This is a genomic window from Longimicrobium sp., from assembly GCF_035474595.1.
Lineage (GTDB): Bacteria > Gemmatimonadota > Gemmatimonadetes > Longimicrobiales > Longimicrobiaceae > Longimicrobium.
Genome location: NZ_DATIND010000151.1, coordinates 1 through 13,245, shown reverse-complemented (window position 1 = coordinate 13,245; position 13,245 = coordinate 1). Strand labels below are relative to the sequence as shown.

Sequence of the window (13,245 nt, the reverse complement as noted above, 5' to 3'; positions counted from 1 at the left end):
CTACAGGAATGACCGCACCAACCGAGTCCGCGGGCGCGCTGTCGAGGAGCGAGAAGCTGGAGCTGCTCCGGAAGATCCAGGTCGAGCGGATCAGCCGGACGCGCACCGCGCCGGCCTCGTTCGCGCAGGAGCGGCTGTGGTTCCTTGCCCGGCTGCAGCCGGAGAGCGCCCTCTACAACCTTCCCGAGGCGCAGCGGCTCACCGGCGCGCTGGACGCGGCGGCGCTGGAGCGCGCGCTGGGCGAGGTCGTGCGCCGCCACGAGGTGCTGCGCACCACCTTCGCCGAGGAGGATGGCGCGCCGGTGCAGGTGATCGCGCCCTTCGCCGGCTTCACCCTTTCCGTCGAGGACCTGTCGGCGCTGGCGGACGACGAGCGCGAGGCGGCGGTGCGCCGCCGCGCGGGCGAGGAGGCGGCGCGGCCGTTCGACCTGGCGGCGGGCCCGCTCTTCCGCGCCACCCTGCTGCGGCTGGCGGACGACGACCACGTCCTGCTCCTCTGCACCCACCACATCGCCAGCGACGGGTGGAGCCGCGGCGTGCTCTTCCGCGAGATCGCGGCGCTGTACGCGGCCTTCGCCGGGGGCGGCCCGCCGCCCCTGGCCGAGCCGGCCCTGCAGTTCGCCGACCACGCCGCCGCCCAGCGCGAGCGGCTGCGGGGCGAGGCGCTGGACCGGCCGCTGGCGTGGTGGAAGGAGCGGCTGGCCGGCGCGCCCGCGCTGCTGGAGCTTCCCGCCGACCACCCGCGCCCGGCCGTGCAGTCGTACCGCGGCGCGGTGGAGCGCATCGCCCTGGCCCCGGAGCTGGCCGGGCGGCTGCGGGCGCTCGCGCGCGGGGAAGACGCCACGCTGTTCATGGCGCTGATGGCCGGCTTCCAGGCGCTGCTGGCGAAGTACACCGGGAGCGGCGACGTGGTGGTCGGCACCCCCATCGCCGGGCGCAGCGGGACCGAGGTGGAGGAGCTGATCGGCTTCTTCGTGAACACGCTGGCCGTTCGCACCGACCTTTCCGGCGACCCCGGCTTCCGCGCGCTGCTGGGCCGCGTGCGCGAGGGGATGCTGGGCGCGTACGCCCACGGCGAGGTGCCCTTCGAGCGGCTGGTGGAGGAGCTGCGCCCCGACCGCTCGCTCAGCCACTCGCCGGTGTTCCAGGCGATGTTCGTGGTCGAAGAGAACGACGCCGACCTGGACGGCCTTCCCGGCATCCGCCCGGAGCGCGTCGAGGTGGAGACGGGGACGGCCAAGTTCGACCTCACCCTCCGCATCTCCCTGGCTCCCGGCCGCTTCACCGCGGAGGCGGAGTTCAGCACCGACCTGTTCGAGCGCGCCACCATCCGGCGCATGCTGGGCCACTTCCAGCGCCTCCTGGAGCAGGCCGCGGAGCATCCCGATCTCCCCCTGTCGGAGATGGAGATGCTGGACGCGGCCGAGCGCTCGTTCGTGATCGACGAGCTGAACCGCACCGAGGCGCCGTATCCCCACGCCTCCCTCGACGCGCTGTTCGCGGAGCAGGCCGCGCGCACCCCGGACGCCGTCGCGGTGGTCTTCGGCGATGACGCGGTGACGTACGGCGAGCTGGACGCGCGCTCCAACCGCTTCGCGCGGCACCTTCGCCGCCTGGGGGTGGGGCACGAGACGCGGGTGGGGATCTGCCTGGAGCGGGGGATGGAGCTGGTGGTGGCCATCCTGGGCACGCTGAAGGCCGGCGGCGCCTACGTTCCGCTCGACCCCGGCTATCCCGCCGGGCGGCTGGCCTTCATGCTGGCCGACAGCGGCGTGGCCGTGCTGGTGACGGAGGAGAAGCTGGCGGCCTCGCTCCCCGTCTCCGACGGCGTGGCGACCGTCAGGGTCGATGGCGACGCGGACGCGATCGCGGCGGAAAGCGCGGAGCCGGCCGGGAGCGGCGCGGGGCCGCGCAGCCTGGCGTACGTCATCTACACCTCGGGATCGACCGGTACCCCGAAGGGCGTGGCGGTGGAGCACCGCAGCGTGGTGCGCCTGGTGCGCGGGGCGAACTACGTCGCCCTGGGGCCCGACGAGGTGATCCTGCAGGCCGCGCCGGTGTCGTTCGACGCCAGCACGCTGGAGATCTGGGGCGCGCTGCTGAACGGCGGGCGGATGGTGATGGTGGCCGGCGCCAACCCCACGCTCGAGGAGCTGGGCAGAGCGATCGTTCGCCACGGGGTGACCACGATGTGGCTGACCGCCGGACTCTTCCAGGTGATGGTGGAGGAGCGGCTGGACGACCTGCGCGGCGTGCGCCAGCTGCTGGCCGGCGGCGACGTGCTGCCGGTGGAGGCGGTGCGCCGCCTCGGCGAGCGCATCCCCGGCTGCCGGGTGATCAACGGCTACGGGCCCACCGAGAACACCACCTTCACCTGCTGCTATCCGGTTCCCGACGGGTGGAGCGGGACGTCGATCCCCATCGGCCGCCCCATCTCCAACACCCGCGTTTACGTGCTGGACGCGGCCCTGCGCCCCGTTCCCGTCGGCGTTCCCGGCGAGCTGTACGCGGCGGGCCACGGCGTGGCGCGCGGCTACCTGAACCGCCCGGAGCTGACCGACGAGCGCTTCGTGCCCGACCCGTTCTCGGCCGAGCCGGGCGCGCGGATGTACCGCACGGGCGACCGGGTGAGATGGAAGGAAAGTGCGGAAGTGCGTGAGTGCGGAAGTGCGCCGGATCCGCGCGAGAACGAGCGCACTCCCGCACTCCCGCACTCCCGCACTCTCGCACTGGAGTACCTGGGCCGCCTGGACGGGCAGGTGAAGGTCCGCGGCTTCCGCATCGAGCCGGGCGAGGTCGAGGCCACGTTGATGCGGCACCCCGCCGTGGCCGACTGCGCCGTGGTGGCGCGCGACGACGGGCCCGGCGGGAAGCGCCTGGTGGCCTACGTGGTGGGCGGCGCGGACGCGGAGGAGCTGCGCGCGCATCTGCGGGCCAGCCTTCCCGGCTACATGGTGCCGGGCGCCTTCGTGGCGCTGGACGCGCTCCCGCTCTCGCCCAACGGCAAGGTGGACCGCGCCGCGCTCCCCGCGCCCGACGCCGCGGCCGACGCCGACGGCTACGCCGCCCCGCGCACCCCGGCCGAGGAGGTGCTGGCCGCCGCCTGGGCCGAACTGCTGGGGCGCGAGCGCGTGGGGGTGACGGAGAACTTCTTCGCGCTGGGCGGGCACTCGCTGCTGGCCACGCGCGTGATCTCGCGCGTGCGTACGGTGTTCGGGGTGGAGCTGACGGTGCGCGCGCTGTTCGAGGCGCCCACGGTGGCCGAGCTGGCCGCGCGGGTGGAGGCGGCGCGCGCCGGCGGCACCGCGGCGGCGCTTCCGCCGGTCGAGCCCGCGCCGCGCGACCGGCCGCTCCCGGTGAGCTTCCAGCAGCGGCAGCTGTGGCTGGTGGACCGGCTGCAGCCCGGGCTGGCCGTGTACAACGTTCCCGCCGCCTGGCGCCTTTCCGGCGCGCTGGACGCGGATTCGCTGCGGGCGGCGCTGGACGGCGTGGTGCGCCGCCACGAGGCGCTGCGCACCGTCCTGCGCGCCGAGGGCGGCGAGCCGGTGCAGGTGGTGCTCGCCGAGATCGCCGCCGACCTGCCGGTGGACGACCTTTCCGCGCTGGAGCCCGCGGCCCGCGAGCGCGAAGTGCGCGCCCGGATGCGCCGCTCGGCCGAGGCACCGTTCGACCTGGAGCGCGGCCCGCTCTTCCGCGCCGAGCTGCTGCGGCTGGCCGGCGACGAGCACCTGCTGCTGTTCTGCGTGCACCACGTGGTGAGCGACGGGTGGAGCCTGGGCGTGCTCTTCGGCGAGCTGGCGGCGCTGTACGCGGGCCAGGACGAGGCCACGCTCCCCGCGGTGCCGGTGCAGTACGCCGACTACGCGGCCTGGCAGCGCGCCCTGCTCTCGGGCGAGCGCCTGGCGCGGCAGGTGGAGTGGTGGCGCGGCCACCTGGCCCCGGCGCCCGCGCTGCTGGCGCTGCCCACCGACCATCCCCGCCCGGCCGTGCAGAGCTACCGCGGCGCGCTGCACCGCTTCGCGCTCTCCGCGCGGCTGGCGGAGGGGCTCGAGGCGCTGGCGCGGCGCGAGGGGGCCAGCCTGTACATGGTGCTGCTGGCCGCATGGCAGGTGCTGCTGGCGCGGTACAGCGGGCAGGAGCAGGTGGTGGTGGGCGGGCCGGCGGCCAACCGCCCGCGCGCCGAGCTGGAGGGGCTCGTCGGCTTCTTCGCCAACGCCATGGCGCTGCGCACCGACCTGTCCGGCGACCCCTCGTTCCGCGAGGTGGTGGCGCGGGTGCGCGAAACCACGCTGGAGGCGTACGCGCACCAGGAGGTGCCGTTCGAGACGCTGGTGGGCGAGCTGCAGCCGGAGCGCTCGCTCGGCCACAACCCCATCTTCCAGGCCTTCTTCGCCCTGCACGGCCGCGGCGAGGCGCTGCGGCTGGCCGGGGTCCGGGCCGAGCCGGTGCCGGTGGAGATCGCGACCGCCAAGTTCGACGTGTCGCTCTTCCTCACCCCCACCGATGATGGGCTGGACGGCTCCATCGAGTACGCCACCGACCTGTTCGACGCGGCCACCGCGGAGCGGATGGCGGCGCACCTGGAGGTGCTGCTGGGCGCCGTGGCGGCCGACCCCGCGCGCCGCCTTTCCGCGCTCCCGGTGCTCACCGGTGCCGAGCGCGAGACCATCGTCCGGCAGTGGAGCGGGGCGGGGGAGAGCTTCCCCGTCACGACCGCGCTGCACCGGCGCTTCGAGGCGCGCGCGGCCGAGCGGCCGGACGCCGTCGCCCTGACGTGCGACGGATCTTCGCTGACCTACGGCGAGCTGAACGCGCGGGCCAATCGCCTGGCGCGGCGCCTCCGCGCGCTCGGCGTCGCCCCCGAGTCCCGCGTCGGCCTGGTCGCCGAGCGCTCGCTGGACATGATCGCGGGCATCCTCGCCATCCTGAAGGCGGGCGGCGCGTACGTCCCGCTGGACCCCGCGTATCCCGAGGACCGTCTGGCCTACATGGCGGGGGATTCGGGGATCCGCGTGCTCCTGGGCCAGTCCGCGCTCCGCGACCGGGTGCCGGCGGACGGCATCCCCTTCCTGGCGCAGGAAGACGTCCCCGCGGACGAGCTCCCCGAGGACCTGGACGTGGAGATCGATCCCGCGCACCTGGCCTACGTCATCTACACCTCCGGCTCCACCGGCCGCCCCAAGGGCGTCGGGGTGACGCACGGCAACGTGCTGCGCCTGTTCGATTCCACCGCGTCGGGCTTCGGCTTCAGCGAGCGCGACGTGTGGACGCTCTTCCACTCCTACGCGTTCGACTTCTCGGTCTGGGAGATCTGGGGCGCGCTGCTGTACGGCGGACGGCTCGTCGTGGTGCCGTGGACCGTCTCGCGCGACTTCGCCGCCTTCCGCGAGCTGCTGGCGGCCGAGCGGGTGACGATGCTGAGCCAGACGCCCTCGGCCTTCCGCGCGCTCTGCCGCGCCGACGAGGCGCAGCCGGAGCCGCTGGAGCACCTGCGCGCCGTGGTCTTCGGCGGCGAGGCGCTGAACTACGCCGCGCTGCGCGGATGGCTGGACCGCTACGGTCCCCGCCGCCCGCGGCTGGTGAACATGTACGGGATCACGGAGACCACCGTCCACGTGACCTGGCACACCGTCACCGGCCAGGAGCTGCGGCGGGAGACGGCCGGCAGCGGCGTCGGCGTCGCGATTCCGGATCTCCGCGCGTACGTCCTGGACCGCGCGGGGAACCCATCTCCCGTGGGCGTCCCCGGCGAGCTGTTCGTCGGTGGGGCCGGGCTGGCGCGGGGATACCTGGGCCGGCCGGGGCTGACCGCGACGCGCTTCGTTCCCGACCCGTTCTCGGGCGAGGCCGGCGCGCGGCTCTACCGCTCGGGCGACCTGGCGCGGTGGAAGGCGGACGGCACGCTGGAGTACCTGGGCCGCATCGACCAGCAGGTGAAGATCCGCGGCTTCCGCATCGAGCTGGGCGAGATCGAGTCGCTCCTGCTCGCCCAGCCCGGCATCTCCGCCGCCGCCGTGGTGGTACGCGGCGAGGGGGATGACGCATCGCTCGCGGCGTATCTGGTCCCCAGCGGACAGGCCCCGGCCGCGGCCGAGCTGCGGGACGCGCTGCGGCGGCATCTTCCCGAATACATGGTCCCCTCCGCCTTCGTGGCGATCGACAAGATCCCGCTGACCGCGAACGGCAAGCTGGACCGCGCCGCGCTCCCCGATCCCGACGCCGTGGGCGAGCCGTCGGGCGACGCCTTCGTGGCGCCGCGCACGCCGGTGGAAGAGGTGCTGGCGGCGGTCTGGGCCGAGGTGCTGGGCGCCGACCGGGTGAGCGTGGACGAGAACTTCTTCGAGCTGGGCGGGCACTCGCTGCTGGCCACGCTGGTGATGGCCCGCATCCGCGAGGTGTTCGCGGCGCCCATGCCGGTGCGCATCCTGTTCGAGGCGCCCACCGTGGCCGAGCTGGCCGTGCGCGTGGACGCGCAGCTGCGCGCCGACCTCCCCGCGCTGCCGCCGGTGGCGCCGGTGGAGCGCACGCGCGCGCTCCCGCTCTCGTTCGGGCAGGAGCGGCTCTGGTTCCTGCAGCGCCTGCAGCCCGAATCGACGCCGTACAACCACTTCCTGGCGCTGCGGCTGGAGGGCGCGCTGGACGTGGCCGCGATGGAGCGCGCGCTGGGCGAGATCGTGCGCCGCCACGAGTCGCTGCGCACCGTGTTCCCCGAGGTGGACGGCGGCCCCGTGCAGGTGGTGCTCCCCTTCGCCGGCTTCACGCTGCCGGTGGAGGACGTCGCCGGGGTGGACGAGGCCGCGCTCAGCCGGCTGGTGTCGGCGGAGGCGGCGCGTCCGTACGACCTGGCCGCCGAGCCCGCCTTCCGCGCGCGGCTGGTGCGGCTGGCGCCGCGTTCGCACCTGCTGATCCTGGCCACGCACCACATCGCCACCGACGGCTGGAGCGTGGGCATCCTGCAGCGCGAGCTGTCGTCGCTGTACGCCGCCTTCCGCGACGGGCGCACGCCGCGGCTGGAGGCGCTGCCGGTGCAGTACGCCGACTACGCCGCCTGGCAGCGCGAGCAGCTGCGCGGCGCGGCGCTGGAGGCGCAGATGTCGTGGTGGCGCAGCCACCTGGCGGGCGCGCCCACGCTGCTGGAGCTGCCGGCCGACCATCCGCGTCCGGCCGCGCAGAGCTACCGCGGCGGCGTGCACCACTTCACCCTCCCGGCGCGGCTGGTGGCCTCGCTCGAGGCGCTGCAGCGCGCCGAGGGCGCCACGCTGTACATGGTGCTTCTGGCCGCCTTCCAGACGCTGCTGGCGCGCTACGCCGGGTGCGACGACGTGGTGGTGGGGAGCCCGGCGGCCGGGCGGGCGCACAAGGAGGTCGAGGGGCTGATCGGCTTCTTCGTGAACACCATGGTGCTGCGGACGCGCTTCGACGGCGACCCCGGCTTCCGCGACGTGCTGCGGCGCGTGCGCGAGGCCACGCTGGGCGCCTACGAGCACCAGGAGGCGCCGTTCGAGAAGATGGTGGAAGAGCTGCAGCCCGAGCGCTCGCTGGGCCACAACCCGCTCTTCCAGGCCTTCTTCGCGCTGCAGAACCTGGAGGGCGAGGCGCTGCGCCTTCCGGGGCTGGCGATCGCCGAGATCCCCATGGAGGGCGCGAAGGCGGTGTTCGACCTTTCGCTCTTCCTCACCCGCGGCGACGCGGGGCTGGACGGCGCGCTGGTCTACGCCACCGACCTGTTCGACGCGGCCACGGCGGAGCGGATGGCGGCGCACCTGGAAGCGCTGCTCGAGGCCGCCGCGGCCGATCCCAAGCGCCGCGTCTCCACCATCCCCCTGCTCTCGCAGGGCGAGCGCGAGACCATCGTCCGCGAGTGGAGCGGGGCGGGGGAGAGCTTCCCCGTCACGACCGCGCTGCACCGGCGCTTCGAGGCGCGCGCAGCCGAGCGGCCGGACGCCGTCGCCCTGACGTGCGAGGGCCAGAGCCTGACCTACGGCGAGCTGAACGCGCGGGCCAATCGCCTGGCGCGGCGCCTCCGCGCGCTCGGCGTCGCCCCCGAGTCGCGCGTCGGCCTGGTCGCCGAGCGCTCGCTGGACATGATCGCCGGCATCCTCGCCATCCTGAAGGCGGGCGGCGCCTACGTCCCGCTCGACCCGGCGTATCCCGAGGACCGTCTGGCGTACATGGCGGGGGATTCGGGGATCCGCGTGCTCCTGGGCCAGTCCGCGCTCCGCGACCGCGTCCCGGCGGACGGCATCCCCTTCCTGGCGCTGGAAGACGTCCCCGCGGACGAGCTTCCCGGCGACTTGGACGTGGAGGTTGATCCCGCGCACCTGGCCTACGTCATCTACACCTCCGGCTCCACCGGTCGCCCCAAGGGCGTCGGCGTGATGCACGGCAACGTGCTGCGCCTGTTCGATTCCACCGCGTCGGGATTCGGCTTCGGCGAGCGCGACGTGTGGACGCTCTTCCACTCCTACGCCTTCGACTTCTCGGTCTGGGAGATCTGGGGCGCGCTGCTGTACGGCGGACGCCTGGTCGTCGTCCCCTGGACCGTGTCGCGCGACTTCGCCGCCTTCCGCGAGCTGCTGGCGGCCGAGCGGGTGACGATGCTGAGCCAGACGCCCTCGGCCTTCCGCGCGCTCTGCCGCGCGGACGAGGCGCAGCCGGAGCCGCTGGAGCACCTGCGCGCCGTGGTCTTCGGCGGCGAGGCGCTGAACTACGCCGCGCTGCGCGGATGGCTGGACCGCTACGGTCCCCGCCGCCCCCGCCTCGTCAACATGTACGGGATCACCGAGACCACCGTTCACGTGACCTGGCACACCGTCACCGGCGCGGAGCTGCGGCGGGAGACGGCCGGCAGCGGCGTCGGCGTCGCGATCCCGGATCTCCGCGCCTACGTGCTGGACCGTGCGGGCAACCCATCTCCCGTGGGCGTTCCCGGCGAGCTGTTCGTCGGTGGGGCCGGGCTGGCGCGGGGATACCTCGGCCGGCCGGGGCTGACCGCGACGCGCTTCGTCCCCGATCCGTTCTCGGGCGATGCGGGCGCGCGGCTCTACCGCTCGGGCGACCTGGCGCGGTGGAAGGCGGACGGCACGCTGGAGTACCTGGGCCGCATCGACCAGCAGGTGAAGATCCGCGGCTTCCGCATCGAGCTGGGCGAGATCGAGTCGCTCCTGCTCGCGCACCCCGGCATCTCCGCCGCCGCCGTGGTGGTGCGCGGCGAGGGGGACGATGCATCGCTCGCGGCGTACCTGGTCCCCAGCGGACAGACCCCGGCCGCGGCGGAGCTGAGGGACGCGCTGCGGCGGCATCTTCCCGAATACATGGTCCCCTCCGCCTTCGTGGCGATCGAGCGGATCCCGCTGACCGCGAACGGCAAGCTGGACCGCGCCGCGCTCCCGGAGCCCGACGCCGCCGGCTCGGCGCCCGCGGATGGTTACGTCGCGCCGCGCACGCCGGTGGAAGAGGTGCTGGCGGGCGTGTGGGCCGAGGTGCTGGGCGTGGAGCGCGTTGGCGCGCTGGACAACTTCTTCGAGCTGGGCGGCCACTCGCTGCTGGCCACGCAGGTGATGGCCCGCATCCGCGAGATCTTTGGCGTGGGCGTGCCGCTGCGGCTGCTGTTCGAGGGGCCGTCGGTCGCCGAGCTGGCGGAGCGGCTGGAGGCGCTGCGCCGCGCCGGCCTCCCCGTCCTCCCGCCCGTCGCGGCCGTGGAGCGCCAAGCGCAGATGCCGCTGTCGTTCGGGCAGGAGCGGCTCTGGTTCCTGCAGCGCCTGCAGCCCGAATCGACCACCTACAACCATCCCACCGCGCTGCGGCTGCGCGGCCCGCTGGACGCCGCGGCGCTGGAGCGCGCGCTGGGCGAGATCGTCCGCCGCCACGAGTCGCTGCGCACCACCTTCCCCGAGCGGGGCGGCGCGCCGGTGCAGGTGATCGCCCCGTTCGCCGGCTTCTCGCTCCCCGTGGCCGAGCACCCGGGCGCGGACGAGGACGAGGTGCGGCGCATCGTGGACCTGGAGGCGGCGCGCGCGTTCGACCTGGCCCAGGGGCCGCTCTTCCGCGCCTGGCTGGTGCGCATCGCCCCGCAGGACCATCTCCTCCTCCTGTCGATGCACCACATCGTCACCGACGGGTGGAGCATGGGCGTGCTCTTCCGCGAGCTGGCGGCGCTGTACGCGGCCTTCGGGCAGGGCGGCGAATCGCCCCTGGCCGAGCCCGCGGTGCAGTACGCCGACTACGCCGCGTGGGAGCGCGCGCAGCTGCGCGGCCCGGCGCTGGACGCCGAGCTGGCGTACTGGAAGGAGCGGCTGTCCGGCGCCCCCGCGCTGCTGGAGCTGCCCACCGACCACCCCCGCCCGGCGGTGCAGACGCACCGCGGCGCCGACGAGCGCATCGCCCTGCCCGCCGCGCTGGTGGAGCGGCTGCGGGCCCTGGGGAGAGGCGAGGGAGCCACGCTGTACATGGTCCTGCTCGCGGCCTTCCAGTCGCTGCTCGCGCGCCACGCCGGGAGCGACGACGTGGTGGTGGGCAGCCCGGTCGCGGGCCGCACGCGCCGCGAGCTGGAGGAGGTGATCGGCTTCTTCGTGAACACGCTGGTGCTGCGGACCGACCTTTCCGCCGACCCCACCTTCCGCGAGGCGCTGCGGCGGGTGCGCGAGACCACGCTGGGCGCGTGGGAGCACCAGGGCGTGCCCTTCGAGAAGCTGGTGGAGGAGCTGCACCCCGAGCGCAGCCTGGGCCACGCGCCGCTCTTCCAGGTGATGTTCCAGCTGGTGGACGGCGGCGTCCTGCGCGGCGAGCTCCCCGGCGTGCGCGCCGAGGTGGTCGAGGCGGGGTCGGATTCGACCAAGTTCGACCTGGGGCTGGCCTTCGTGGAGGAGGCCGACGGGCTGCTGGGGGTGATGGAGTACAACGCCGACCTGTTCGAGCCCGCCACCATCCGCCGCATGCTGGCGCAGCTGCACCGCGTGCTGGAGCAGGTGGCGGGCGACGCCGACCCGCGCCTGTCGGAGCTGGAGCTGCTGGACGCGGGCGACCGCGAGCGGCTGCTGGTGGAGTGGAACGCCACCGACCGCGACTGGCCGCTGGTGCCGGTCCACGCGGCGGTCGCGGCGCAGGCCCGGCGCGCGCCCGATGCGGTGGCGCTGCTGCACGCGGGCGGGTCGCTGACGTACGCGGAGCTGGACGCGCGCGCCGAGGCCGTCGCGCGGCGGCTGCGCGCGCTGGGCGTGCGCCCCGAGGTGCCCGTGGGCGTGTGCACCGGGCGCACGCCGGAGCTGCTGGCCGCGGTGCTGGGGATCTGGAAGGCGGGCGGCGCCTTCGTTCCGCTGGACCCCGACTACCCGGCCGACCGGCTGGCGTGGATCGCCTCGGACGCGGCGCTCCCCGTCATCGTCACCGCGGGAAGCGCGGCCGCCGCGCTGCCGGAGCACGCGGCCACGCTGGTCCACGCCGACGAGATCCACGCGGAGGCGGGCGCGGCGCCGGTGGCGGCGGAGGTGTCTCCGTCCACCCTGGCCTACGTCATCTACACCTCCGGCTCCACCGGGAAGCCCAAGGGCGTGCTGGTGGAGCACGGCTCGCTGGCCAACCTGCTGGCCGCCACGCGCGACGCGTTCGGGGTGGCGCCGGGCGACGTGATGCCGGCGCTGGCCTCGTACGCCTTCGACATCTGGCTCTTCGAGGCGCTGCTCCCGCTCACCTCGGGCGCGGCCACGCGGCTGGTGGAGCGCGAGCGCGTTCTCGATGTGGCCGCGCTGATGGGTGACATCGCCGACGCCACGCTGCTGCACGCGGTGCCCGCGCTGATGCGGCAGATCGCGCGGGAAGAGCGCGCCGCGCCGCGCCTGGGCCGCCTGCGGCGGACCTTCGTGGGCGGCGACCTGGTCTCGCCCGACCTGCTGGGCGAGATGGCCGGGGCGTTCCCGGCGGCCGCCACGCACATCCTGTACGGCCCCACCGAGGGGACGATCCTGGCCTCGTGGCACCCCGTTGCCGCGGACGGAAGGGTGGAGGCGCACCCGATCGGCCTCCCCTTCGGCAACGTGCGCCTGTACGTCTGCGACGCGCACGGCCGCCTGCAGCCGCCGGGCGTGCCCGGCGAGCTGCTGATCGGCGGGCTGGGCGTGGCGCGCGGCTACCTGGGCCGCCCCGACCTCACCGACGAGCGCTTCATCCCCGACCCGTTCTCGGGGAACCCCGGCGCGCGGCTGTACCGCACGGGCGACCGGGTCCGCTGGTGCGAGAGTGCGGAAGTGCGGGAGTGCGGAAGTGCGCTGGATCCGCGCGAGGCCGAGCGCACTGACGCACTCACGCACTCACGCACTGCGTTCCTGGAGTACCTGGGCCGCCTGGACGGCCAGGTGAAGATCCGCGGCTACCGCATCGAGCCGGGCGAGGTCGAGGCCGCGCTCAGGACGCACCCCGGCGTGCGCGAGTGCGCCGTCATCGCCCGCGAGGACGCGCCGGGGGAGAAGCGCCTGGTGGGCTACGTGGTGGGCGAGGGCGATGGGGAAGCGCTGCGGAGCCATCTCCGCCAGACGCTGCCGGAGTACATGGTGCCCAGCCCCATCGTGTTCCTGGACGGGCTTCCCCGCTCGCCCAACGGCAAGCTGGACCGCCGCGCCCTTCCCGCGCCGGAGCAGGGCGGCGGCACGGCTTCGCCCGCGCCGCGCAACGAGCTGGAGTCGCTGGTGGCCGAGGTGTGGCGCGAGGTGGTGGGCGCGGCGGAGATCGGGGTGCACGACAACTTCTTCGACCTGGGCGGCACCTCGCTCCTGCTGTACCGCGTGTTCAGCCGCCTGCGCGAGGCGCGCGCCGACCTGCGCATGGTCGACCTCTTCCGCTACACCACGGTCGAGGAGCTGGCGGGATACCTGGCCGCCGCGGGCACGGGCGACGACGCCGGACTGGCCGAGAGCCGGTCGCGGGCGGAGGAGCGGCGCGCGGCGCGGCGGCGGGTGAGGAACTGAAGAACAGACAGTCCTAAGTCCTAAGTCCTAAGTCCTGAGTAGCACGGCACTTGGGGCGATTCGGACGGGTGCGGTTCGACGGGCGGGCGTGCGGGGCCGGCTATAGATCCTTCGGCCTGCAACGGTTTGCGCGGGGGCTGGGTCGGTGTGGCCGGCCTGAATAGAAAGTTCGCGGCCTGGCCCCCCACCGGCGACTGAAGTCGCAGCAACAACTACGGGAAGCCTCGCAAACTGCGCGAGGCTGATCCGCTCATTCTGTGGCATCAGCGCTCACGACCACTGTCCT

General features: G+C 74.4%; 1 protein-coding gene. It reads left to right on the top strand.

All coding sequences use genetic code 11. The features are described from left to right. Positions 1–8 precede the first annotated feature (8 nt). On the top strand, positions 9–12,959 hold the full coding sequence (locus VLK66_RS25795; RefSeq protein WP_325312388.1) for a non-ribosomal peptide synthetase: 12,951 nt from the start codon (positions 9–11) through the stop codon (positions 12,957–12,959). Positions 12,960–13,245 lie beyond the last annotated feature (286 nt).

What these genes read in the sequence shown, in the direction of transcription:
- VLK66_RS25795 (WP_325312388.1), top strand. Translation starts at nt 9, where the DNA reads ATGACCGCACCAACCGAGTCCGCGGGCGCGCTGTCGAGGAGCGAGAAG.